Below are 21,045 nucleotides of genomic sequence, written 5' to 3' on the forward strand. Positions count from 1 at the left end.
GTTCAAGCCATTCTTCACCACCAAGCAGGGCGGCCTGGGCGTAGGCCTGGCCCTGGTCAAGGTCGCGCTCAGCCAACTGCCGAACAGGGCATTCTGGCAGCACGCTGCGGCCCTTGGCCAGGGCAGCCGCCATCATGATGTTCTCGGTACCGGTCACGCTGACGGTATCGAAGAAGAAGTGCGCACCGCGCAGGCCGCCTTCGGGGGCCTTGGCCTTGATGTAGCCGCCTTCGACTTCGATTTTCGCACCCATGGCTTCCAGGCCACGGATGTGCAGGTCGACCGGACGCGAGCCAATGGCGCAACCGCCGGGCAGGGCCACTTCGGCTTCACCGAAGCGCGCGACCATGGGGCCAAGCACCAGGATCGAGGCACGCATGGTCTTGACCAGCTCGTACGGCGCCACCAAGGTCTTGATGGTACGCGGGTCGATCTCCACCGAGAGCTTTTCGTCGATCACAGGCTCGATGCCCATGCGACCGAACAGCTCGATCATGGTGGTGATATCGTGCAGGTGCGGCAGGTTGCCCACAGTGACCGGGCCATCGGCCAGCAGGGTCGCGGAAAGGATCGGCAGGGCCGCGTTCTTGGCCCCCGAAATGCGGATCTCGCCGTCGAGACGCGCGCCGCCAGTGATAATCAGTTTGTCCATTTCAATCTCGCCGCCAACGTTGGCTCAGGTGCGCTCAGCCCAGGCTGCGCTGCTGAAAAATTTCATGGTTACCGCATGGATGCTGCCGTTGGCGATCCACGGGTTCAGGTGAGCATAGATCGCCTGCTGGCGCTTGACCGGGCCCTGGCCGGCCAACTCGTCGCTGATCACGTTCAACTGGAAGTTGCAGCCTTCGCCTTCAACTTCGACCCGGGTTCCCGGCAGTTTTTCTTCAAGGAAGCTCTTAACTTCTACGGCCTGCATGCTCAACCTCAATCGGCGCCCAGTGCGCGCGGGTCGGCCATCATACAAAAAAGCCCCTCGCCTGCGAAGCCCAAGAAAGGCTGCGCTGACCGAGGGGCTTACCCTGGCTCACGGGCCATCAGCCCACAAGCACTTCATCGAGGTCGTAGACCCCGGCAATTTCCTGCATGTCGTCCGGCATGCCGCGTACTTCGCAGGCCTTGCCAGACGCCTGGGCATCACGCATGAAGCCCAGCAGCAACGAAAGACCGACACTGCTGGACTTCACCACCGCCGAGCAATCGAGCACCAGGCGCGGTTCGCGACAGGCGGCAATCAGTGCCTGGCCGTCCTTGCGCAGGGCTGGGCCGCTGCGGTAGTCCAGCACACCGGCCAGGCGCAGAACGCCCGGCTCGGCCATGCTCACGCCGGTTTCGCTCATTTGACGGTCTTCTCTGGCGAGTTGTCGGCGGTTTCCTTGGCCTTGGCCACTTCACCCGCCCAGCCGTCGATGGTCTTGTCCAGGTCATTGCCGTTGCGGCTCATGGCGTCGGCGAACTGATCGCGGAACAGCTTGCCGATGTTGATGCCGTTGACGATGACATTGCGCACTTTCCACTCGCCACCCAGGTTCTCGAGGGTGTACTGGACCGGGTAGACGGCGCCGTTGTTGCCGGAAACCTTCATGCCCACCGAGGCGCGCTTGCCGTCGTCGGCCTTGGCCGGGTCGACGGTAATGCCCTGGTTGTTGTACTCGAGCAGCGCGTTGCCATAGAACTGGAACAGGCTACGGCGGAAGTTCTCCTGGAAGCGCTGCATCTGCTCAGGCGTTGCCTTGCGCGAATACTTGACGGTCATGATGCTCTTGGAAATACCGTCGGCATCGACCACCGGGCCAAGGATGCGGTTGAGTGCGTCGTAGAAGGCGCCCGGATTGCTCTTGTACTGTTCCTTGTTGGCCTTGAGGTCGCTCAGCAGCTCGTTGGTGGTGTTCTGCACCACGTCATGGGGCGTCTGGCCAGGCGCAGCCAGGGCAATCAGGGGAAAGGCCGCCAGCAACACCAGCAGGCCACGTCGCAGGGTCGAAATCATGGGAACTCCTCAATTAGCCGGTGGGGCTTCTTTCGGTTCCTTGCCAACGCTGTTGAGCAGGAACTTGCCAATCAGATCTTCCAGTACCAGTGACGACTGGGTGTCATGGATGGTTCCACCTTCCTTGAGCACGTCGTCCTCGCCACCCACGCTGATACCGATGTACTTCTCGCCCAGCAACCCGGCGGTCAGGATCGAGGCAGTGGAGTCGGTCGGCAGGTTGTCGACCTTCTTGTCCAGCTGCAGGGTCACCCGACCGGTGTAGGAATCGCGATCCAGGTCGATGGCCGTGACCTTGCCGATGGTCACACCGGCCATGGTCACCTTAGCTCTGACAGTCAAACCGGCGATATTGTCGAAGTAGGCGTAAACTTTGTACGTGTCGCCGCTCGGGTTGGCCGACAGCCCACTGACCCGCAGGGCCAGCAGCAACAGCGCCAGAACCCCGGCCAGGAGGAACAGGCCGACACCGATTTCCAGGGTGCGGTTTTGCATCAGAAATCTCCAAACATCAAGGCGGTCAGAATAAAGTCCAGACCCAGGACTGCCAATGAGGCATAGACCACGGTCTTGGTAGTGGCACGGCTGATCCCCTCGGAAGTGGGCTCACAGTCATACCCCTGGAATACGGCGATCCACGTCACCACGAACGCGAACACCAGGCTCTTGATCAAGCCGTTGACCACGTCGTTGGTGAACGACACGCTGTTCTGCATGTTGCCCCAGAACGAACCCTCGTAGACCCCAAGCCAGTCCACCGCCACCCAGGACCCACCCCAGATGCCGACCACGCTGAAGATCAGCGCCAGCAGCGGCAACGAGATGAAGCCCGCCCACAGGCGCGGCGCGACAATGTACTTGAGCGGGTCGACGCCGATCATTTCCAGGCTCGACAGTTGCTCGGTGGATTTCATATTGCCGATTTCGGCGGTCAGCGCGGAACCGGCGCGGCCAGCGAACAGCAAGGCAGTGACCACCGGCCCCAACTCGCGCAGCAGGGTCAGCGCCACCATTTGCCCCACGGCCTGCTCCGAGCCGTACTTGGTGAGGATGCTGTAGCCCTGCAACGCCAGGACCATGCCGATGAACACCCCGGACACCACGATGATCGCCAGCGACAGCACACCCACCGAGTAAAGCTGCTTGACCAGCAACTGGAAGCTGCCACCGATGCCGCCACGTCCAGCCAGGGCGTGGAACAGGAACAGGCACGAGCGCCCCAGCACCGCGAGCACGTCGATGGCGGCGCGACCGAACAGGCGGATACGTTCGAGTAAGGATTTTCTGCGCATCAACGCGCCCCCAGCAGATCGGCGCGGTAGTCAGGCGCAGGAAAATGGAATGGCACCGGGCCGTCCGGGTCGCCCTTCATGAACTGGCGAATGCGCGGGTTGTCCGAGCCCATCAGTTCATCCGGCGTACCTTGCCCCAGCACCTGGCCATCGCCGACCACATAGATGTAGTCGGCAATGCTCGCCGTCTCCGCCAGGTCGTGGGACACCACGATGCTGGTGATGCCCAGGGCGTCGTTCAGCAGGCGAATCAGGCGCACCAGCACACCCATGGCGATCGGGTCCTGACCGACGAACGGCTCATCGTACATGAGGATCTGCGGGTCCAATGCAATCGCCCGGGCCAGCGCCACGCGGCGCTTCATGCCGCCGGAGAGCTCGTCGGGCATCAGGTCGATGGCGCCGCGCAGCCCCACGGCCTGCAGCTTCATCAGCACGATGTCGCGGATCATCTCGTCAGACAGCTGGGTGTGCACGCGCAGCGGGAACGCGACGTTCTCGAACACGTCGAGATCCGTGAACAACGCGCCGCTCTGGAACAGCACGCCCATCTGCTTGCGCGCGTCGAACAGGTCGCCGCGGGACAGGGTGGGCAGGTTCTGACCGGCCACCCAGACCTCGCCGCTGGCCGGGCGCAGTTGCGCGCCCATCAGGCGAAGCAGGGTCGTCTTGCCGCACCCGGAAGGCCCCATGATGCCGGTGACCTTGCCTTTGGGTATGCGTATGTCGACGTTGCTGAAAATGCTGCGCGAACCGCGTTTGAAGGTGACACCCTTCAACTCGACCGCGTAGGCGCTATCCGAACTCATCTAGACTCCTTGCAATGCAGCCTCGCTATAGGGACGCCGGCCCTCATCATGAAGGCACACGCACCCCTGGCGGGCTGGATAGCGGCGAACTATAGCACCGCAGGCAGGTGCGCCCCAAGGTCATTGGCCGCGCTATTCAGGCCAGGGACAGGTATAGATATGTAACCACCCACGACAACTGAAAAGGTGAGGCTTTCACACATTGCCGTTATAATCGGCACCTTTTTATCAGGCATTGCTTTTTCGACATGAGCCAATCCAGCGAGCTGATCCAATCCGCCCAGCGCACCCTGCGCCTGGAACTCGAAGCCGTAGAGGGCCTGCTGCCCCGCATCGACGACCAGTTCGTCAAGGCCTGCGAGCTGATCCTGGCCAGCAAGGGCCGCGTCGTCGTGGTCGGCATGGGCAAGTCCGGGCACATCGGCAACAAGATCGCCGCCACCCTGGCCAGCACCGGCACCCCGGCATTCTTCGTGCACCCGGCCGAAGCCAGCCATGGCGACATGGGCATGATCACCCGCGACGATGTCATCCTGGCCCTGTCCAACTCCGGCAGTACTGCAGAAATCGTCACCCTGCTGCCGCTGATCAAACGCCTGGGCATCCAGATGATCAGCCTGACCGGCAACCCGGACTCCGCCCTGGCCCAGGCCGCCGAGGTCAACCTCGACGCCCGCGTGGCCCATGAAGCCTGCCCGCTGAACCTCGCCCCGACCTCCTCCACCACCGCGGCCCTGGTGCTCGGCGACGCACTGGCCATCGCCCTGCTGGAGGCGCGCGGCTTCACCGCCGAGGACTTCGCCTTCTCGCACCCCGGTGGCGCCCTGGGCCGCCGCCTGCTGCTGAAGGTCGAGAACGTCATGCACAGCGGTGCCGAGTTGCCGCAGGTTCTACGCGGCACCCTGCTCAAGGACGCGTTGCTGGAAATGTCGCGCAAGGGCCTGGGCATGACCGTGGTAATGGAAGCCGACGGCAAGCTGGCCGGGGTATTCACTGACGGCGACCTGCGCCGCAGCCTGGACCGCAACATCGATGTACACAAGACACTCATCGACGAAGTCATGACCGTCCATGGCAAGACTGCCCGCGCCGAGATGCTCGCCGCCGAGGCACTGAAGATCATGGAGGACCACAAGATCAGCGCGCTGGTGGTGGTCGACCGGGACGACCGGCCGACCGGCGCCCTGAACATGCACGACTTGCTGCGCGCCGGAGTGATGTGAATGAACCAGGACCTGTTGCAACGCGGCAAGGCCATCAAGCTGGCGGTGTTCGACGTCGACGGCGTGCTCACCGACGGTCGCCTGTACTTCCTCGAGGACGGCAGCGAATTCAAGACCTTCAATACCCTCGATGGCCAGGGCATCAAGATGCTCATGGCCTCGGGCGTGACCACCGCGATCATCAGCGGGCGCAAGACCCCGGTGGTCGAACGCCGGGCGAAGAACCTCGGCATCCCGCACCTGTTCCAGGGTCGCGAGGATAAACTGGTGGTGCTCGATGGCCTACTCGCCGAACTGGGCCTGAGCTACGAGCAGGTCGCCTACCTCGGTGACGACCTGCCCGACCTGCCGGTGATTCGCCGTGTCGGCCTGGGCATGGCCGTCGCCAGCGCAGCCAGCTTCGTTCGCCAGCACGCCCACGGCATTACCCAGGCCCGCGGTGGCGAAGGTGCCGCGCGCGAGTTCTGCGAACTTATCATGCAGGCCCAGGGCACCCTGGACGCTGCCAACGCCAATTACCTGTAGGGCCTCACATGTTCAGCAAGAAATTGCGCAACTTCGTGCTGCTGGGCGCCATCGCCGCGCTGCTGGTAGCGGTCGGCTACTGGAACATCAGCCCCGAAAGCTTCATGGACAAGCCAGTGGTGCAGGCCGACGACAACGCCATCGACTACTATGCGATCAATGCCCATAGCGTGCAGTTCCTGCCCGACGGCAAGCTGCAGTACGAGATGACCGCAGACAAGGTCGAGCACATGAAGGTCAGCGAGGTCACCCTGGTGACCAAGCCGGACCTGCACATGTACCGTGGCACCCAGTACCCCTGGCACGTGCAGAGCGCGCGCGCCGAGGTGAACCCGGATGGCACCGAGGTGGAGCTGATCGACGACGTGCGGGTCACCCGCACCGACGAAAAACAGCGAAATACCTTGATTACCACCACCCGCATGACCGTGTTCCCGCAGAAGCAATATGCGCAGACCGAGCAAGCCGTTAGAATCGACGGCGCCGGTGGCACGACTACGGGCAAAGGAATGAAAGCCTATTTGAAAGACGGCAGGATGGACCTGCTGTCCAACGTAAGAGGACAGTATGAGGCTCGTTAACACCCTCCCCCTTTTGCTCAGCCTGAGCGCAGCACTGGGAAGCGCGAGCGCCTTCGCCCTGCCGACCGACCGTGACCAGCCGATCCGCATCCAGGCGGACAACGCCCACCTTGACGACAAGCAGGGCGTGGCCACCTATACGGGCGACGTGATCATCACCCAGGGTTCCATGATGATCAAAGGCAACACCGTGACCATGACCCGCGCCGCCTCCGGCGACATCGACGTGGTGACCTCGGTGGGCAACCTGGCCTACTTCGAGCAGCAGCAGAGCGCCGCCAAGCCCGACAAGATGAAAGGCTGGGCCGTGACCATCCAGTACCAGGCGCAGAAAGAAATGGTGATCCTCACCGACCGCGCCAAGGTCGAGAACGAAGGCAACACCACCGAAGGCGAGAAAATCGTCTACAACACCAAGACCCAGGTGGCGACCGCAGGTCGTGGTGGCAACGTGACCGCACCGCGTCAGCGTATCGACATGGTGATCCAGCCGAAGAAGAAGGCCGAGTAAATGGCAACCCTCAAAGCGCAACACCTGGCCAAGAGCTACAAGGGCCGCCAGGTCGTCCGCGACGTCAGCCTGTCAATCGACAGCGGCCAGATCGTCGGCCTGCTCGGCCCCAACGGGGCCGGCAAGACCACCTGTTTCTACATGATCGTCGGCCTGGTCCAGGCCGACCAGGGCCGCGTACTGATCGACAGCGACGACGTCAGCCACAAGCCCATGCACGGCCGCGCGCGCGCCGGTATCGGCTACCTGCCCCAGGAAGCGTCGATCTTCCGCAAGCTGTCGGTGGCCGACAACATCATGGCGATCCTTGAAACCCGCAAGGAACTGGATCGCGAGGGCCGGCGCCAGGAGCTGGAAAGCCTGCTGCAGGAATTCCACATCAGCCACATCCGCGACAACCTCGGCATGAGCCTGTCCGGCGGCGAACGGCGCCGCGTGGAAATCGCCCGCGCCCTGGCCACCGCACCGAAGTTCATCCTGCTGGACGAACCCTTCGCCGGTGTCGACCCAATCTCCGTGGGCGACATCAAGCAGATCATCCACCACCTCAAGGCCAAAGGCATCGGTGTGCTCATCACCGACCACAACGTGCGCGAGACCCTGGACATCTGCGAAACCGCCTACATTGTCAACGATGGCCAACTGATCGCCGAAGGCGATTCCGAGTCCATCCTGGCCAACCAGTTGGTCAAGGAGGTTTACCTGGGCCACGAGTTCCGACTCTGACCCAGGCCAACCTGGAGCACTGCATCAAGCTGGCAAAGCCTCGCGCAAGAGGCTTAATTGTTACAGGGTCTAGGCAAGCGCCGCAATTTCAGGCATATAACTTGCTTAAATTCGGCGCCTTAGCGCCCTGTAGTAGATGGCACATGCGTGCCGGCGAACAAGGTATTAAGTTCCAGCCATGAAACCATCGCTCGTCCTAAAAATGGGCCAGCAACTGACGATGACCCCGCAGTTGCAACAGGCCATCCGTCTGCTCCAGCTCTCTACCCTGGACCTCCAGCAGGAAATCCAGGAAGCGCTGGAGTCGAACCCGATGCTCGAACGTCAGGAAGACGGCGACGATTTCGACAACAGCGACCCGATGGCCGAGAACGGCGACAGCAAGCCGGTTGCCGAAACCCAGGAGAGCAGCTTCCAGGAAACCAGTAGCAGCAACACGGAAACCCTGGAGGAAGGCGAATGGAACGAGCGCATTCCCAACGAACTCCCCGTCGACACCGCCTGGGAAGACATCTACCAGACCAGCGCCAGCAGCCTGCCCAGTAACGATGACGACGAGTGGGATTTCACCACCCGCACGTCCGCCGGGGAAAGCCTGCAAAGCCACCTGCTGTGGCAGCTGAACCTGGCACCGATGTCCGATACCGATCGCCTGATCGCCGTTACCCTGATCGACAGTATCAACAACCAGGGCTACCTGGACGACACCCTCGAAGAGATCTGCGAAGGCTTCGACCCGGAGCTGGATATCGAACTCGACGAAGTCGAAGCAGTACTGCACCGTATCCAGCAGTTCGAGCCAGCAGGTGTCGGCGCGCGCAACCTGGGCGAGTGCCTGCTCCTGCAACTGCGCCAGCTGCCCAGGAGCACCCCGTGGATGGCCGACGCCCAGCGCCTGGTCACCGACTTCATCGACCTGCTCGGCAGCCGCGACTACAGCCAGCTGATGCGGCGCATGAAGCTCAAGGAAGACGAGCTGCGCCAGGTCATCGAACTGGTGCAGAGCCTGAACCCGCGCCCAGGTTCGCAGATCGAGTCCAGCGAGCCGGAGTACGTCGTCCCCGACGTCATCGTGCGCAAGGACAGCGACCGCTGGCTGGTTGAGCTCAACCAGGAGGCAGTCCCACGCCTGCGCGTGAACCCGCAGTACGCCGGGTTCGTGCGCCGTGCCGACACCAGCGCCGACAACACCTTCATGCGCAACCAGTTGCAGGAAGCGCGCTGGTTCATCAAGAGCCTGCAAAGCCGCAACGAGACGCTGATGAAGGTCGCGACCCAGATCGTCGAGCACCAGCGCGGCTTCCTCGACCATGGCGACGAGGCCATGAAGCCTCTCGTGCTGCATGACATCGCCGAGGCAGTGGGCATGCACGAGTCGACCATTTCCCGGGTCACCACGCAGAAGTACATGCACACGCCGCGTGGCATCTACGAGCTGAAATACTTTTTCTCCAGCCACGTCAGCACCGCCGAAGGCGGCGAATGCTCGTCCACGGCCATTCGCGCGATCATCAAGAAACTGGTTGCCGCGGAAAATGCGAAAAAGCCATTGAGTGACAGCAAGATCGCTGGTTTACTGGAAGCACAAGGCATTCAGGTCGCCCGTCGCACCGTCGCCAAGTACCGCGAGTCCCTCGGCATCGCACCGTCGAGTGAACGCAAGCGATTGATGTAGCCCCTGGATGTGCCACAGCGTTTCAGTGGCAGGCGCAATACCTGCCTCTTTATGCACGGGCAACAAAGGAGAAGCTGTATGCAAGTCAACATCAGTGGACACCATGTAGAAGTCACCCAGCCGCTGCGTGAGTACGTTCTTGAAAAACTCGCTCGCGTGGAAGGCCACTTCGACAAGATCACCAACGTGCAGGTCATCCTGACGGTCGAGAAGTTGCAACAGAAGGTCGAAGCGACCTTGCAAATTCCCGGCGGCGAAGTGGTTGCGAACGCCGAAGATAAAGACATGTATGCAGCGATCGACGCCTTGGCCGACAAGCTCGACCGCCAACTGAAAAAACACAAGGAAAAACAGCAGAGCCTGTTGCAAGGTGCAGCAGCCCGCTGATACCCCTCATCCATGATCCGACTTGAAACCATCCTGACCCCCGGCCGTTCCCTGGTGAACGTTCCGGGGGTCACTAGTAAGAAAAAGGCTTTGGAAATCGTTGCCAAGGCGATCATCAAGGAAGTCCCCGAGCTCGACGAGCAGGACGTCTTCGAGAAATTGATCGCGCGCGAGAAACTCGGTTCTACCGGTTTCGGCAACGGCATTGCCATCCCCCATTGCCGGCTCGAAGGCTGCAATTCGCCAGTCAGCGCCTTGCTGCACCTGGATGCCGCCATCGACTACGATGCCATCGACGGCGCGCCCGTGGACCTGCTGTTCGTCCTGCTGGTGCCGGAAGCAGCCACCGATGCACACCTTGAACTGCTGCGTCAGATCGCCAGCATGCTCGATCGCAAGGAGGTCCGTGATCGCCTGCGTGCCGCCGACAGCAGCGAGGCCCTTTACCAGGTAGTCCTGGACGCACAGAACGAGCACTGAACATGCGCCTGATCATCGTCAGCGGCCGGTCCGGCTCCGGCAAGAGCACCGCGCTCGATGTCCTGGAAGACAACGGCTTCTACTGCATCGACAACCTGCCCGCTGGGCTGTTGCCGCAGCTGGCGGAGAGTGCGCTGCTCAATACCGAGCTGCTGCAACCGAAAGTCGCCGTGTCGATCGATGCGCGCAACCTGCCAAGCCACCTGACGCGCTTCCCCGAACTGCTCGAGGAAGCCCGGGCGCGGCATATCCAATGCGACGTGCTGTACCTGGATGCTGATGAAGACACCTTGCTCAAGCGCTTCTCGGAAACCCGTCGGCGTCACCCGCTGACCAATTCCGACCGATCGCTCGCCGAGGCCATCCGTGTCGAAAGCGAACTGCTCGGGCCGATCGCCGACCTGGCAGACCTGAAGATCGACACCACCAGCCTCAACCTCTACCAGTTGCGTGACTCGATCAAACTGCGCCTGCTCAACCAGCCTGAACCCGGCACCGCCTTCCTGGTGGAATCGTTCGGTTTCAAGCGCGGCATGCCCATCGACGCCGACCTGGTATTCGACGTACGCTGCCTGCCCAACCCCTACTGGAAGCCGGAACTGCGTGAGCATTCCGGCCTCGATCAGCCGGTGATCGACTACCTGGCCGCGCAGCCGGATGTCGAGGAAATGTTCCAGGACATTTCCAGCTACTTGCTCAAATGGTTGCCCCGCTTCGCCGCCAGCAACCGCGCCTATGTCACCATCGCCATCGGTTGCACCGGCGGTCACCATCGCTCGGTGTACATCACCGAACGCCTTGGCCAACTGCTGCAACCCACACTGAAAAACGTCCAGGTCCGCCACCGCGACCTCTAGCCCACAGGATCCACCCCACGATGCCCGCCCGCGAAATCACCATCATCAACAAGCTAGGCCTGCATGCCCGGGCGGCAGCCAAGTTCGTCGGCGTGGCCGGCCGCTTTCCCTGCCAGGTCAGGGTGGGTCGCGCACCGGACAAACTGGTCGATGGCAAGAGCATCATGGCGGTGATGATGCTGGCGGCAGGCAAGGGTACCCAGGTGCACCTGTATACCGAGGGCGAACAGGAAAACGACGCCCTCGAAGCGCTGGTGGCGCTTATCAACAACTATTTCGACGAAGGCGAGTAAGTGACCGCTGCGCGAGCCCTCAGGACAGCGCGTTATCCATCGCCATCATCAGGCAGAAACCGACACACAGCCCGAGACTGGCTAGCCGGTGATTACCGTTGCTGCGCGACTCGGGAATGATCTCCTGGGTTACCACCAGCAACATGGCACCCCCCGCGCAGGCCAGGCCCAGCGGCAACAGCAGCTCGGCGATGTTCACCAGCCAGGCGCAAAGCACCGCCGCCAGCGGCTCTACCAACCCCGACGCAGCACCGATCAGGAAGGCCCTGAACCTCGGCATTCCCGCGCCCGCCAACACCAACGCAATGACCAGGCCTTCGGGCACATCCTGCAGGGCAATGCCCATGGCCAAGCTGTCGGCATCGGGCATGCCGCCCCCAGCGGAAACGCCAATGGCCATTCCTTCCGGAATGTTGTGGGCGATGATGGCCGCGACGAACAACCAGATCCGCGCGGCAATCACCGGCTGGCTGGCATTTGCGACCAGGGCCTCTGGCGAAGCGCCAGAGACCTTCAAATCGACCAGGAACAGGCACAGCGCACCGCACAACAGCCCGGCACTGACCAGCCCGGCAGCGCCCCAGTCACTGAAACCGATGGCCTGGGCCGCACCCAAGCCGGGAATGATCAAAGAGAATGCCGTGGCCGCCAGCATTACCCCGGCGCCGAAGCCCAGCAGGGTATCGGCCAGCGCCACCGGCATGTTGCGAATCACCAGTACCGGTACCGCGCCCAGCGCCGTGCCCAACGCACACAATGCACCGCCCTCCAACGCGCGCAGCATGCGCGGCGTCAGGTCCAGCCAGTCGATGCCCCGCGCCACCAACAGCGCGGTACCGACCAGCAACAGCAAAGTCCCAAGCGCCTGACGGAACAGGCGCACACTGCTGACAGACATCACCGCTGAGCGCATACCAGATCAGCTCACTTCAAGGCTTCGAGGTAACGACGTTCCACTTCGGCCCAGTCGACGACGTTGTAGAAGGCGCCGATGTATTCCGGACGACGGTTCTGGTACTTCAGGTAATAGGCGTGCTCCCAGACGTCGAGGCCGAGAATCGGCGTGTTGCCGTTCATCAGCGGGCTGTCCTGGTTACCGCTGCTTTCCACCACCAGGGTCTTGGCCGGGGTCACGCTGAGCCACGCCCAGCCGCTGCCGAAACGTGACAGTGCGGCCTTGGTAAAAGCCTCCTTGAAGCTGTCGAAACCACCCAGCTGAGCGTCGATGGCTTGGGCCACCTGGCCTTGAGGCTGACCGCCGCCCTTGGGCGACATCACTGTCCAGAACAAGGTGTGGTTGGCGTGACCGCCGCCCTGGTTGATGACCGCGCCCTGGAGTTTTTCAGGCAGCTGCTTGACCGCTGCCACCAACTTCTCGACCGGCCACTCGGCCCACTCGGTGCCCTCGACGGCGGCGTTGAGGTTGTTGATGTAGGTCTGATGGTGCTTGGTGTGGTGGATCTCCATGGTCTGAGTATCGATGTGCGGCTCCAGCGCATCGTAGGCGTAGGGCAATGCAGGCAAGGTATGGGGCATGTCAGTGGATTCCGTAGGCAGGTGGACGGGGGATGACATCCGGCAAGGCGGCCAGCTCGCTCGCCACAGGGGCGTGGCGGTTGAGCAGCCGCTCGGTGCGTGGGTACTGGCCAAATTCGGCGATGAAGTTCAGCAGTTCTGTGTAAGTACGCGAGCTGTGTCGCAAGGCCGCCTCGCGCAGCGCCTGTGGCAGGCGCGCGGTCTGGCTGGCCTCGAGCAGGCGCTGGTGCGCCGCGCACAGGTAGTCGGCGCTTTCGTGGGGCTGGTTCAACCGCAGGTGCAGGTCGGCCAGGTTATGGTGGGCGATCACGAAGACCGCGACCGCCTCGTCGACGTCATGCCAGCGCTCGAACAGCACCTGGGCCAATGCCAGGGCTTGCAGGTAGAGTTCCCGGGCATCGACCAGCTCGCCGCGTTCGAACAGGCGGTTGGCGCTTTGCGTGGTGCGTTTGAAGTGCTGCATGACGCGTCTCCTGGGCGGCAGGGCTGAATCAGATACCGCCGGCGGTGAGTTTTTCCGGGTCGAGCAGCGCTTGGAGCTGGTCACGGGAAAGGTCCGTGTGCTCAAGTGCCACATCGATGATCGGGCGACCCTGCTTGTAGGCGGTCTTGGCGATTTCGGCGGCCTTCAGGTAGCCGATGATCGGGTTCAAGGCAGTCACCAGAATCGGGTTGCGCGACAGCGCCTCCTTGAGCTTGCCTTCGTTGACCTTGAAGCTGGCGATGGCCTTGTCGGCCAGCAGGCGACTGACGTTGGCCATCAGCTCGATGCTTTCCAGGAGGTTGCGGGCGATCACCGGCAGCATCACGTTCAGCTCGAAGTTGCCCGACTGCCCGGCCACGGCGATGGTGGCGTCGTTGCCGATCACCTGCGCAGCCACCATGGCGGTGGCCTCGGGGATTACCGGGTTGACCTTGCCGGGCATGATCGAGGAGCCCGGTTGCAGGCCTTCAAGCTCGATTTCACCAAGGCCTGCCAGGGGGCCGGAGTTCATCCAGCGCAGGTCGTTGGCGATTTTCATCAGCGCCACGGCGGTGGTCTTGAGCTGGCCGGAGAGGGCCACGGCGGTGTCCTGGGAGCCGATCAGGGCGAACAGGTTCTCGCCTGGAGTGAACTCAACCTGGGTCAGGCCACTGAGCTGCTTGGCAAAGCCTGCGGCGAACTGCGGGTGGGCGTTGATGCCAGTGCCCACTGCGGTGCCGCCTTGGGCCAGTGCCTGCAGGCTGGGCAGGGTCGCTTCGAGGTGTGCCTGGGCGCCTTTGACCTGTGCGGCCCAGCCACCGAGTACCTGGCTCATGCGCACCGGCATGGCGTCCATCAGGTGGGTACGACCGGTCTTCACGTATTGATGCACTTCCACCGCCTTGGCCTCGATCACCTGGGTGAGGTGGCGCAGGGCCGGCAGCAGTTGCTCGTGCAGTGCAAGCGCGGCGCTGACATGGATGGTGGTGGGGATGATGTCGTTGCTGCTCTGGCCACAGTTGACGTGGTCGTTGGCGTTGACCTTGTCGCCCAGCACGCGGCTGGCCAGGGTGGCGATCACCTCGTTGGCATTCATGTTCGAGCTGGTGCCGGAGCCGGTCTGGAACACATCCACCGGGAAATGCTGGATGAAGTCCTCGGCCAGCAGTTGCTCCACGGCCTTGACGATAGCCTGGCCTTGCTCGGCACTCAGTTGGTTCAGCTCGACGTTGGCCTTGGCCGCGGCCGCCTTGGCCAGCAGCAGCGCACGGATGAACTGGGCCGGCATCGGCTTGCCGCTGACCGGGAAGTTGTCGACCGCGCGCTGGGTCTGGGCACCATACAGGGCCTGGGCCGGCACCTGCAGCTCACCCATGCTGTCACGCTCGATACGGGTATTACTCATCTTCAAGTCCTTGCATCAGTTCGTCGGGGGAAATCGAAGGCAGCAGGACGCAGTTGGCCAGCTGCATGGCATAGGGTTGCCAGCGCAGGTTCTGCTCGCGGCGGTCGAGGTTGCGCAGGTCCAGCAGCGGGCGCCAGGCCTGGTCCAGGCACAGGCAGCGCCAATGCCAGGGCAACATGCGGTCGCAGGCGGTATCGAGCAGCAGGCGGAAGGAGGTCAGGGCGACGGTCCAGGGCGAGGTTTCGGTGCAGCACACCAGGTAGCGGCCCTCGGCGAGGTAATGTTCGATCAGCCGGGGCTCGTCGGGTTCGAGTGCGCAGCGGATGCGCCGACTGAGCCAGCGCCAGTTTTCCAGGTAGGGCAGTTCGTGGAGGACGGGTTTCATGAACATCATCGCCAATGGGCTTCGGGTAATGATATTCATTATTAAGTGATAAATAGAATCACTTCAATAGAGAAATGACGAAACGTGCCCGGCATGAGCCCGGGCACTAAATCGCCGAAAGTCAGCGCCACGCCAGGTCAGTGATGAACGATCAGGTCATCGATTAGCACCGAAGTACCACAAATGCGGCTTATTTGTTGAAGATCACTACCCACTTCGCTGATTTTCTGCCACAGCTCCAGCAGTGGCGACTCGATCGTGAAAGGCTCCAGGGGATACTGCACGATGCCGTTCTCCACCCAGAACCCGATGGCTTTCAGGCTAAAGGTGCCTGCTTCGATATCGACCTGCGGCGCACGCGCTTCGGCAACCAGAACACCCTGCCCCATGTTGCCGAGCAAATCGGCCTGGCTGCCAGTCCCCGGGATGAAGGCGAGGTTGCGAGCCTCTTTCAGCGTAGCCGAGGCATTGCCGGTATTGCTCAGCCCCAGCCGACGCGCCGATACGGAGTCAAGGGCGTATCGCTGCAGAAGGCCTGCCTCGACGAAGGGCCCGGCATCGATGGCACACCCTTCGAGATCGAAGGGTGAACTGCCCACGCCTTTCAACTGAAAAGGCGACTCGACAACCCCTATGCCCGGCGCGAAAAGCGCCTCACCCTGTCGCCCGGCGGCGATCGAACGCCCGGTACTTACAGCCTGCCCCTGAAGCGCCTGGATAAGCGACGACAGCACCCAGATACTTGCGCTGGGAGTGAACACATGGGCGCAGCGCTCCACCGGCAATCGCCGGCCGCCCAAATGATCGATGGCACGCCGTGCCGCCAGATTACCGAGCTCCCCCGCCTGCCCAAGCCCGGCGAGGTCACGCGCGATCTTGAACTCGCCCGCCGTGCGGCGCTCCTCGCCGTGCTGGGCGCGTACATACGTCGACAGCTGGTAGGTTGTGTCGACATAACCAACCGCCAACCCATGGCTGTTACCGAACACCTGTGCAATTGCCGTCGCGGATAGCGAGGTCCGGCGCGTACCAAGAATTCGCTCATCACCCAGCTCGGTGGCGCGCTCGCACTCCATGACCCTGTCCTGCAGTGCCGATGGGCTCGGCGGCCAGTCGTGGTAGAGGTCCAGGTCGACGGGGTTCCAGGCCAGGTCCTGTTCCAGTGCAGGCCCCTCGCTGGGGTCCTCGTCGGCTTCAGCCGCCAAAGCCAGCGCCTCGGCCACCGCAGCGCGAGGGTCGAGGGCGGCATCGAGGGCAATGACACGTCGGCCCTTGCGGTTGTTACGATAAACCGCCAGGTATATTTGCTGCTGCGAGACGGTAGCAGGCTGCTCCAGCTGGCCTGCTGCAGCCCCCTGCTCGATGCTCACCACCTGCCTTGCGAGAGCTTCGCAGGCGTCGGCACCTTGATCGCGGGCACAGGTTAGTACCGCCTGAACATGGGCCTCAAGCGCCACCAGGCTTTCGCCATCGACAGGTTGAAAAGGTTTGTCTGCACTCATTCGAAAAACTCCAAGCTGACTGTGGAGCAGCCAGCTTGGAGTCTTCAGGCAGGGGCGGGCCCTATCCAGCTACTACCGGGACTGAGTTCAGCTACCGGCGACGGTCATCCGCTCGATCAGCACCGAACCGCTGTGGATATTGCTGCGGGTTTCGATATCGCTGCCAATGGCGACGATCTGCTGGAACATGTCCTTCATGTTGCCGGCAATGGTCACTTCCTGGACTGGGAACTGGATTTCCCCGTTCTCGACCCAGAACCCGGCTGCGCCACGGGAATAGTCGCCAGTTACCATGTTCAGGCCGTGGCCCATCAGCTCGGTGACCAACAAGCCACGCCCCATGCGGCGAATCAACGCCGCCTGGTCTTCCACGCCATGGGTGACGAACAGGTTGTGCACGCCGCCGGAGTTGGCCGTGCTGGGCAGGGCCAGCTTGCGCCCGGAATAGGTGCCCAGCACGTACGACACCAACTCGCCCTTGTCGACGAACGGCTTGGCGTAGGTGGCCAGGCCATCGCCATCGAAGGCTGCGCTGCCCAGCGCACGTGGCAGGTGCGGGCGCTCGTCGAGGGTCAGCCAGGTCGGGAACAGTCGCTGGCCGATGGCGCCCTCGAGGAACGAAGACTTGCGGTAAAGATTGCCGCCGGAAATCGCCGACAGGAAGCTGCCGAACAGGCCACCGGCCAGCTCTGCCGAGAACAGCACCGGCACTTCGCAGGTGGGAACCGGGCGTGCGCCCAGGCGGCTCGCGGCACGCTGAGCGGCGCGCTGGCCGATGCTGCGCGGGTCGGCCAGCAACTGGCCTTGGCGATTGACGTCATACCAGTAGTCACGCTGCATCTGCCCGTCGCCTTCGGCGATCATCACGCAGCTGAGGCTGTGACGGGTGGAGGCATAGCCACCGATAAAACCATGGCTGTTGCCATACACACGGCAGCCCTGGTGGGTATTGAGGGTGGTGCCATCGGCGTTTCGGATGCGCGCATCGGCATCGAAGGCCGCCGCTTCGCAGGCCAGTGCCTGCTCGATGGCCTGCTCGGGGCTGATGTCCCAGTCGTGGTAGAGGTCCAGGTCTGGCAGCTCGCGGGCCATCAAGGCCGCGTCGGCCAGGCCCGAGCATTCATCTTCGGACGTGTGCTTGGCGATGGCCAGCGCTGCGGCCACGGTTTCGCGAATGGCATCCGGGCCGCTGGCCGAGGTGCTCGCCGAGCCCTTGCGCTGCCCCACATAGAGGGTAATGCCAAAGCCCTGGTCGCGGTTGAACTCGACGGTTTCCACCTCGCGCTGGCGCACAGTGGTAGACAGGCCCTGCTCCAGCGATACCGCGACCTCACAGGCACTGGCGCCCTGGCGGCGCGCCTCGGTGATGATCGCCTCGACCTGCTCCTGCAACGCTGGCAGGTCCTTCGGACCGATGCTCTGGACTGCACTCATGGTTTTCTCCACTCAAATTCTGCGTTCGGCGAAGGTCTTGCACGACCGGGCCGGACAAAGCGGCCCCCGACTGGTTATCATGGCGGCGATTTCCTGCGGACTGCCACCATGGTTGATTCATACGACGACGCCTTCGACGGCGAAAAAAGCAAAACCCAGATCAAGCGCGAGCTGCATGCGCTGGTCGAACTCGGCGAGCGGCTCACCACCGTCAAGGCCGAGACCCTGGCACGCCTGCCGCTGACCGACGAGTTGCGCAAGGCGTTGGCCGATGCTTCCAAACACACCGCCCACGGCGCCCGCAAACGCCACATGTCGTTCGTCGGCAAGCTGATGCGCGACCAGGACATTGACGCCATCAACGCCTTGCTCGAACAGGTCGACAGCTCGACCCGCCAGTACAACGAGCGCTTCCACGGCCTGGAGCGCTGGCGCGACCGCTTGGTGGACGGTAATGACGAAGACCTGGAACGTTTCGTCAACGAGTACCCCGACACCGACCGTCAGCACCTGCGTTCGCTGATCCGTCACGCCCAGCACGAAAAAGCGCGGAACAAGCCGCCTGCCGCTGCGCGCAAGGTCTTCAAGTACATCCGCGACCTCGACGAGACCCAGCGCGGCTTGCGCTGACGCCCGCCAGCTGGGGCTGCTACGCGGCCCCAGCGCTATCACGCCCCAGTACCACCCACGGTAATCGCATCGAGCTTCAGGGTCGGCTGGCCAACACCCACCGGCACCGACTGCCCGTCCTTGCCGCAGGTACCCACGCCGCTGTCCAGCGCCAGGTCGTTACCGACCATCGACACCCGGCTCATCGCCTCAGGCCCATTGCCGATCAGCGTCGCGCCCTTGACCGGGCGGGTGATCTTGCCATCCTCGATCAGGTAGGCCTCGCTGGTGGAGAACACGAACTTGCCGCTGGTGATGTCTACCTGGCCACCGCCAAGGTTGGCGCAGTAGATGCCTTTTTTCACCGACGCGATGATTTCCTGCGGGTCGCTTTCGCCTGCACGCATGTAAGTGTTGGTCATGCGGGGCATGGGCAGGTGCGCATAGGATTCGCGCCGACCGTTGCCGGTGACCGCCATGCCCATCAGCCGGGCGTTGAGTTTGTCTTGCATGTAGCCCTTGAGGATGCCGTTCTCGATCAGCGTGGTGCATTCGGTCGGCGTGCCTTCGTCATCGACGCTCAGCGAGCCGCGGCGCCCTTCGAGGGTGCCGTCGTCGACGATGGTGCACAGCTTGGACGCCACTTGGTCGCCGATACGACCGCTGTAGGCCGAACTGCCTTTGCGGTTGAAGTCGCCTTCAAGGCCATGGCCGACCGCTTCGTGCAACAGCACCCCGGACCAGCCCGGCCCGAGCACCACCGGCAAGGTACCGGCCGGCGCAGGCTGCGCTTCCAGGTTGACCAAGGCCTGACGCAATGCCTCGCGGGCATAGCCCATCACCCGCTCATCGCTGAAGTAGCGGTAGTCGGTACGCCCACCACCGCCCTGCCCGCCCCGCTCGCGGCGACCGTTCTGCTCGACGATCACACTGACGTTGAAACGAACCAGGGGACGCACATCGGCGGCCAGGCTGCCATCGGCGGCGGCGATGAGAATACGCTCCCAGACCCCAGCCATGCTCACGCTCACCTGCTGGATACGCGGGTCCAGCGCGCGGGTAGCGGCATCGACGCGCTTGAGCAGGTCGACTTTTTCAGCACGGCTAAGCACATCCAGCGGGTTGTTAGGCGCATACAGCGCCGTTACATCCTGGCTGCAGAAGGCCTGCACCTTGCCTTCCTGGCCGGCTCGGGAAATCGAGCGGGCGGCGCGGGCAGCGGAGGTCAACGCTTCGAGGTTGATCGCGTTGCTGTAGGCGAAGCCGGTCTTCTCGCCGGACTGGGCACGCACGCCCACGCCCTGGTCGAGGTTGAAGCTGCCCTCCTTGACGATGCCGTCCTCCAGCGCCCAGGTTTCCGAGACCTGGCCCTGGAAGTACAGGTCGGCGGCATCGATGCCTGGGCCGGCCAACTCACCCAGCACGGCCTGCAGGCTGTCCAGGGTGAGTCCGCCTGGGGCCAGGAGCTGCTCGCTGACGGTGGATAACATCTGGCTCATAGTCACTCCGAGGTGTGCGCAGGCCGCAAGGCGTCCTGCGAGAAAAAGCGCCGGTGCGACACCACCGGCATGCGCGCCCGAATGGACGCCTGTTCATCACTGTCGCGCTCGGCCAGCAGTACTGCTTCGCCTTGCGCCTGTTGCGCGACGATCCGCCCCCAAGGGTCGACGATCGCCGCGTGGCCATGGGTTTCCCTGGCGCCTGGATGGGTTCCGCCCTGGGCCGACGCCAGCAAATAGCACTGGGTTTCGATGGCCCGCGCGCGCACCAGCACGTCCCAGTGCGCCGCACCGGTCACCGCAGTAAAGGCCGCTGGCGCGCTGACCAGCTCGGCCCCGGCTGCGCGCAAGGCGCTGTACAGCTCCGGGAAGCGCAGGTCGTAGCACACCGAAAGGCCAAGGCGTCCGACCGGCGTATCGGCGACCACCACCTGGGCGCCATGGGCATAGTCATCGGACTCGCGATAACGACCGCGGTTGTCCGTCACATCCACATCGAACAGGTGCAGCTTGTCGTAACGCGCCGCCACGGCGCCGTCCTCGTCGATCAGCAGCGAGCAGGCATGGGCCTTGGCCTCGGGCTGGTCGGCCGGGGGCAGCGGCAAGGTACCGGCGACAATCCATAACTTGAGGTCGCGGGCGGTGCGTTTCAACCAGGGCAGTATCGGCCCGTCGCCCAGGGCCTCGGCGCGGCCAATGGCAGCGGCGTCGCGTCGCCCCATGGCTGCGAAGTTCTCCGGCAGCACGGCCAGGCGCGCACCACCGTCGGCCGCCTGCTTGAGCAAGGTGCTGGCGCGTTGCAGGTTCGCCAGTACATCGTCCTGGCTGACCATCTGGATCACCGCTGACTTCATCGAGGCTCCTGG

At 63.2% G+C, this 21,045-nt stretch carries 26 protein-coding genes and 1 pseudogene; 11 read left to right on the top strand and 16 right to left on the bottom strand.

From position 1 onward, the window contains the following. The 7 genes and pseudogenes from ACQKPE_RS18955 to ACQKPE_RS18985 all read right to left on the bottom strand — a co-directional run. A pseudogene (locus tag ACQKPE_RS18955) lies at positions 1 to 652 on the bottom strand (hypothetical protein); the annotation flags it as partial. Positions 653 to 676: 24 nt separating this feature from the next. Then, the gene (locus ACQKPE_RS18960; protein WP_427668159.1) at positions 677 to 916 is read right to left on the bottom strand and encodes a BolA family protein; all 240 of its coding nucleotides are present in this window, start codon (positions 914 to 916) and stop codon (positions 677 to 679) included. 118 nt (positions 917 to 1,034) lie between these two features. Continuing rightward, the gene (locus tag ACQKPE_RS18965; protein WP_427668160.1) at positions 1,035 to 1,337 is read right to left on the bottom strand and encodes an STAS domain-containing protein; all 303 of its coding nucleotides are present in this window, start codon (positions 1,335 to 1,337) and stop codon (positions 1,035 to 1,037) included. After that, positions 1,334 to 1,987, bottom strand: coding sequence for an MlaC/ttg2D family ABC transporter substrate-binding protein (locus ACQKPE_RS18970; RefSeq protein ID WP_427668161.1), 654 nt, complete (start codon positions 1,985 to 1,987; stop codon positions 1,334 to 1,336). The genes ACQKPE_RS18965 and ACQKPE_RS18970 overlap by 4 nt, the downstream gene beginning before the upstream one ends. Before the next feature lie 9 nt (positions 1,988 to 1,996). Continuing rightward, the gene (mlaD, locus tag ACQKPE_RS18975) at positions 1,997 to 2,482 is read right to left on the bottom strand and encodes an outer membrane lipid asymmetry maintenance protein MlaD (protein WP_427668162.1); all 486 of its coding nucleotides are present in this window, start codon (positions 2,480 to 2,482) and stop codon (positions 1,997 to 1,999) included. Beyond that, positions 2,482 to 3,279 (bottom strand): lipid asymmetry maintenance ABC transporter permease subunit MlaE, encoded by a 798-nt coding sequence (mlaE, locus tag ACQKPE_RS18980; RefSeq protein WP_427668163.1) that lies wholly within the window; start codon positions 3,277 to 3,279, stop codon positions 2,482 to 2,484. Before mlaE ends, mlaD begins: the two co-directional genes overlap by 1 nt. Beyond that, positions 3,279 to 4,088 (bottom strand): ATP-binding cassette domain-containing protein, encoded by an 810-nt coding sequence (locus ACQKPE_RS18985; RefSeq protein ID WP_375099756.1) that lies wholly within the window; start codon positions 4,086 to 4,088, stop codon positions 3,279 to 3,281. The genes mlaE and ACQKPE_RS18985 overlap by 1 nt, the downstream gene beginning before the upstream one ends. 248 nt (positions 4,089 to 4,336) lie before the next feature. Here ACQKPE_RS18985 and ACQKPE_RS18990 point away from each other — a divergent pair, with 248 nt between their 5' ends. The 10 genes from ACQKPE_RS18990 (at position 4,337) to ACQKPE_RS19035 (ending at position 11,346) form a co-directional block, all read left to right on the top strand. Then, entirely contained in the window at positions 4,337 to 5,311 is a 975-nt protein-coding gene (locus ACQKPE_RS18990; protein WP_427668164.1) for a KpsF/GutQ family sugar-phosphate isomerase, read from the top strand. Then, positions 5,312 to 5,836, top strand: coding sequence for a KdsC family phosphatase (locus ACQKPE_RS18995; RefSeq protein WP_427668165.1), 525 nt, complete (start codon positions 5,312 to 5,314; stop codon positions 5,834 to 5,836). An 8-nt stretch (positions 5,837 to 5,844) separates the two neighbouring features. Continuing rightward, a complete protein-coding gene (lptC, locus tag ACQKPE_RS19000; RefSeq protein ID WP_427668166.1) occupies positions 5,845 to 6,417 on the top strand; it encodes an LPS export ABC transporter periplasmic protein LptC in 573 nt (190 codons plus the stop codon). Then, the gene (lptA, locus tag ACQKPE_RS19005; RefSeq protein ID WP_427668167.1) at positions 6,404 to 6,928 is read left to right on the top strand and encodes a lipopolysaccharide transport periplasmic protein LptA; all 525 of its coding nucleotides are present in this window, start codon (positions 6,404 to 6,406) and stop codon (positions 6,926 to 6,928) included. Before lptC ends, lptA begins: the two co-directional genes overlap by 14 nt. Further along, complete coding sequence (lptB, locus tag ACQKPE_RS19010; RefSeq protein WP_427668168.1) at positions 6,929 to 7,654, top strand: LPS export ABC transporter ATP-binding protein; 726 nt, start codon at positions 6,929 to 6,931, stop codon at positions 7,652 to 7,654. A 178-nt stretch (positions 7,655 to 7,832) separates the two neighbouring features. After that, on the top strand, positions 7,833 to 9,329 hold the full coding sequence (locus ACQKPE_RS19015) for an RNA polymerase factor sigma-54 (RefSeq protein WP_427668169.1): 1,497 nt from the start codon (positions 7,833 to 7,835) through the stop codon (positions 9,327 to 9,329). A 78-nt stretch (positions 9,330 to 9,407) separates the two neighbouring features. Then, positions 9,408 to 9,716, top strand: a complete 309-nt coding sequence (gene hpf / locus ACQKPE_RS19020) for a ribosome hibernation-promoting factor, HPF/YfiA family (protein ID WP_225787173.1) — start codon at positions 9,408 to 9,410, stop codon at positions 9,714 to 9,716. 12 nt (positions 9,717 to 9,728) lie between these two features. Continuing rightward, positions 9,729 to 10,196, top strand: coding sequence for a PTS IIA-like nitrogen regulatory protein PtsN (gene ptsN, locus ACQKPE_RS19025; RefSeq protein WP_427668170.1), 468 nt, complete (start codon positions 9,729 to 9,731; stop codon positions 10,194 to 10,196). A gap of 2 nt (positions 10,197 to 10,198) precedes the next feature. Then, positions 10,199 to 11,053: an RNase adapter RapZ gene (gene rapZ, locus ACQKPE_RS19030; RefSeq protein WP_427668171.1), complete on the top strand. Its 855-nt coding sequence runs from the start codon at positions 10,199 to 10,201 to the stop codon at positions 11,051 to 11,053. Positions 11,054 to 11,073: 20 nt separating this feature from the next. Continuing rightward, complete coding sequence (locus ACQKPE_RS19035) at positions 11,074 to 11,346, top strand: HPr family phosphocarrier protein (RefSeq protein ID WP_427668172.1); 273 nt, start codon at positions 11,074 to 11,076, stop codon at positions 11,344 to 11,346. 19 nt (positions 11,347 to 11,365) lie between these two features. Here ACQKPE_RS19035 and ACQKPE_RS19040 read toward each other — a convergent pair whose 3' ends face one another. The 7 genes from ACQKPE_RS19040 to pmbA all read right to left on the bottom strand — a co-directional run bounded on the left by ACQKPE_RS19040 (position 11,366) and on the right by pmbA (position 18,071). Continuing rightward, complete coding sequence (locus ACQKPE_RS19040) at positions 11,366 to 12,259, bottom strand: ZIP family metal transporter (protein ID WP_427668173.1); 894 nt, start codon at positions 12,257 to 12,259, stop codon at positions 11,366 to 11,368. 11 nt (positions 12,260 to 12,270) lie between these two features. Further along, positions 12,271 to 12,882 (bottom strand): superoxide dismutase, encoded by a 612-nt coding sequence (locus ACQKPE_RS19045; protein ID WP_427668174.1) that lies wholly within the window; start codon positions 12,880 to 12,882, stop codon positions 12,271 to 12,273. A 1-nt stretch (position 12,883) separates the two neighbouring features. Continuing rightward, positions 12,884 to 13,345 (bottom strand): hypothetical protein, encoded by a 462-nt coding sequence (locus tag ACQKPE_RS19050; protein WP_427668175.1) that lies wholly within the window; start codon positions 13,343 to 13,345, stop codon positions 12,884 to 12,886. 28 nt (positions 13,346 to 13,373) lie between these two features. Further along, the gene (gene fumC / locus ACQKPE_RS19055; protein WP_427668176.1) at positions 13,374 to 14,750 is read right to left on the bottom strand and encodes a class II fumarate hydratase FumC; all 1,377 of its coding nucleotides are present in this window, start codon (positions 14,748 to 14,750) and stop codon (positions 13,374 to 13,376) included. Further along, the gene (locus ACQKPE_RS19060; protein WP_427668177.1) at positions 14,743 to 15,144 is read right to left on the bottom strand and encodes a FagA protein; all 402 of its coding nucleotides are present in this window, start codon (positions 15,142 to 15,144) and stop codon (positions 14,743 to 14,745) included. Before ACQKPE_RS19060 ends, fumC begins: the two co-directional genes overlap by 8 nt. 128 nt (positions 15,145 to 15,272) lie before the next feature. Continuing rightward, complete coding sequence (locus ACQKPE_RS19065) at positions 15,273 to 16,637, bottom strand: TldD/PmbA family protein (RefSeq protein WP_427668178.1); 1,365 nt, start codon at positions 16,635 to 16,637, stop codon at positions 15,273 to 15,275. An 87-nt stretch (positions 16,638 to 16,724) separates the two neighbouring features. Beyond that, complete coding sequence (gene pmbA / locus ACQKPE_RS19070) at positions 16,725 to 18,071, bottom strand: metalloprotease PmbA (protein ID WP_427668179.1); 1,347 nt, start codon at positions 18,069 to 18,071, stop codon at positions 16,725 to 16,727. Positions 18,072 to 18,179: 108 nt separating this feature from the next. Between pmbA and yjgA the strand changes: the two genes are divergently transcribed. Next, the gene (gene yjgA, locus ACQKPE_RS19075) at positions 18,180 to 18,701 is read left to right on the top strand and encodes a ribosome biogenesis factor YjgA (RefSeq protein WP_427668180.1); all 522 of its coding nucleotides are present in this window, start codon (positions 18,180 to 18,182) and stop codon (positions 18,699 to 18,701) included. A gap of 38 nt (positions 18,702 to 18,739) precedes the next feature. Here yjgA and tldD read toward each other — a convergent pair whose 3' ends face one another. After that, positions 18,740 to 20,179, bottom strand: a complete 1,440-nt coding sequence (tldD, locus tag ACQKPE_RS19080; protein WP_427668181.1) for a metalloprotease TldD — start codon at positions 20,177 to 20,179, stop codon at positions 18,740 to 18,742. A 2-nt stretch (positions 20,180 to 20,181) separates the two neighbouring features. Beyond that, a complete protein-coding gene (locus tag ACQKPE_RS19085) occupies positions 20,182 to 21,033 on the bottom strand; it encodes a carbon-nitrogen hydrolase family protein (RefSeq protein ID WP_427668182.1) in 852 nt (283 codons plus the stop codon). Positions 21,034 to 21,045: the final 12 nt, after the last annotated feature.

Source organism: Pseudomonas sp. NPDC089554 (genome assembly GCF_050280645.1).
Classification (GTDB): Bacteria; Pseudomonadota; Gammaproteobacteria; order Pseudomonadales; family Pseudomonadaceae; genus Aquipseudomonas.

Excerpts from the sequence above, each read along its gene's own strand:
- ACQKPE_RS18970 (WP_427668161.1), bottom strand. The coding sequence starts at position 1,987 with ATGATTTCGACCCTGCGACGTGGCCTGCTGGTGTTGCTGGCGGCCTTT.
- ACQKPE_RS19035 (WP_427668172.1), top strand. The coding sequence starts at position 11,074 with ATGCCCGCCCGCGAAATCACCATCATCAACAAGCTAGGCCTGCATGCC.
- ACQKPE_RS18985 (WP_375099756.1), bottom strand. The coding sequence starts at position 4,088 with ATGAGTTCGGATAGCGCCTACGCGGTCGAGTTGAAGGGTGTCACCTTC.
- mlaD (WP_427668162.1), bottom strand. The coding sequence starts at position 2,482 with ATGCAAAACCGCACCCTGGAAATCGGTGTCGGCCTGTTCCTCCTGGCC.
- lptA (WP_427668167.1), top strand. The coding sequence starts at position 6,404 with ATGAGGCTCGTTAACACCCTCCCCCTTTTGCTCAGCCTGAGCGCAGCA.
- ACQKPE_RS19015 (WP_427668169.1), top strand. The coding sequence starts at position 7,833 with ATGAAACCATCGCTCGTCCTAAAAATGGGCCAGCAACTGACGATGACC.
- ptsN (WP_427668170.1), top strand. The coding sequence starts at position 9,729 with ATGATCCGACTTGAAACCATCCTGACCCCCGGCCGTTCCCTGGTGAAC.
- ACQKPE_RS18960 (WP_427668159.1), bottom strand. The coding sequence starts at position 916 with ATGCAGGCCGTAGAAGTTAAGAGCTTCCTTGAAGAAAAACTGCCGGGA.
- rapZ (WP_427668171.1), top strand. The coding sequence starts at position 10,199 with ATGCGCCTGATCATCGTCAGCGGCCGGTCCGGCTCCGGCAAGAGCACC.
- lptB (WP_427668168.1), top strand. The coding sequence starts at position 6,929 with ATGGCAACCCTCAAAGCGCAACACCTGGCCAAGAGCTACAAGGGCCGC.
- mlaE (WP_427668163.1), bottom strand. The coding sequence starts at position 3,279 with ATGCGCAGAAAATCCTTACTCGAACGTATCCGCCTGTTCGGTCGCGCC.
- ACQKPE_RS19045 (WP_427668174.1), bottom strand. The coding sequence starts at position 12,882 with ATGCCCCATACCTTGCCTGCATTGCCCTACGCCTACGATGCGCTGGAG.
- ACQKPE_RS18965 (WP_427668160.1), bottom strand. The coding sequence starts at position 1,337 with ATGAGCGAAACCGGCGTGAGCATGGCCGAGCCGGGCGTTCTGCGCCTG.
- pmbA (WP_427668179.1), bottom strand. The coding sequence starts at position 18,071 with ATGAGTGCAGTCCAGAGCATCGGTCCGAAGGACCTGCCAGCGTTGCAG.
- ACQKPE_RS19065 (WP_427668178.1), bottom strand. The coding sequence starts at position 16,637 with ATGAGTGCAGACAAACCTTTTCAACCTGTCGATGGCGAAAGCCTGGTG.
- ACQKPE_RS18995 (WP_427668165.1), top strand. The coding sequence starts at position 5,312 with ATGAACCAGGACCTGTTGCAACGCGGCAAGGCCATCAAGCTGGCGGTG.
- ACQKPE_RS19050 (WP_427668175.1), bottom strand. The coding sequence starts at position 13,345 with ATGCAGCACTTCAAACGCACCACGCAAAGCGCCAACCGCCTGTTCGAA.
- hpf (WP_225787173.1), top strand. The coding sequence starts at position 9,408 with ATGCAAGTCAACATCAGTGGACACCATGTAGAAGTCACCCAGCCGCTG.
- lptC (WP_427668166.1), top strand. The coding sequence starts at position 5,845 with ATGTTCAGCAAGAAATTGCGCAACTTCGTGCTGCTGGGCGCCATCGCC.
- fumC (WP_427668176.1), bottom strand. The coding sequence starts at position 14,750 with ATGAGTAATACCCGTATCGAGCGTGACAGCATGGGTGAGCTGCAGGTG.
- ACQKPE_RS18990 (WP_427668164.1), top strand. The coding sequence starts at position 4,337 with ATGAGCCAATCCAGCGAGCTGATCCAATCCGCCCAGCGCACCCTGCGC.
- yjgA (WP_427668180.1), top strand. The coding sequence starts at position 18,180 with ATGGTTGATTCATACGACGACGCCTTCGACGGCGAAAAAAGCAAAACC.
- tldD (WP_427668181.1), bottom strand. The coding sequence starts at position 20,179 with ATGAGCCAGATGTTATCCACCGTCAGCGAGCAGCTCCTGGCCCCAGGC.
- ACQKPE_RS19040 (WP_427668173.1), bottom strand. The coding sequence starts at position 12,259 with ATGCGCTCAGCGGTGATGTCTGTCAGCAGTGTGCGCCTGTTCCGTCAG.
- ACQKPE_RS19085 (WP_427668182.1), bottom strand. The coding sequence starts at position 21,033 with ATGAAGTCAGCGGTGATCCAGATGGTCAGCCAGGACGATGTACTGGCG.
- ACQKPE_RS19060 (WP_427668177.1), bottom strand. The coding sequence starts at position 15,144 with ATGATGTTCATGAAACCCGTCCTCCACGAACTGCCCTACCTGGAAAAC.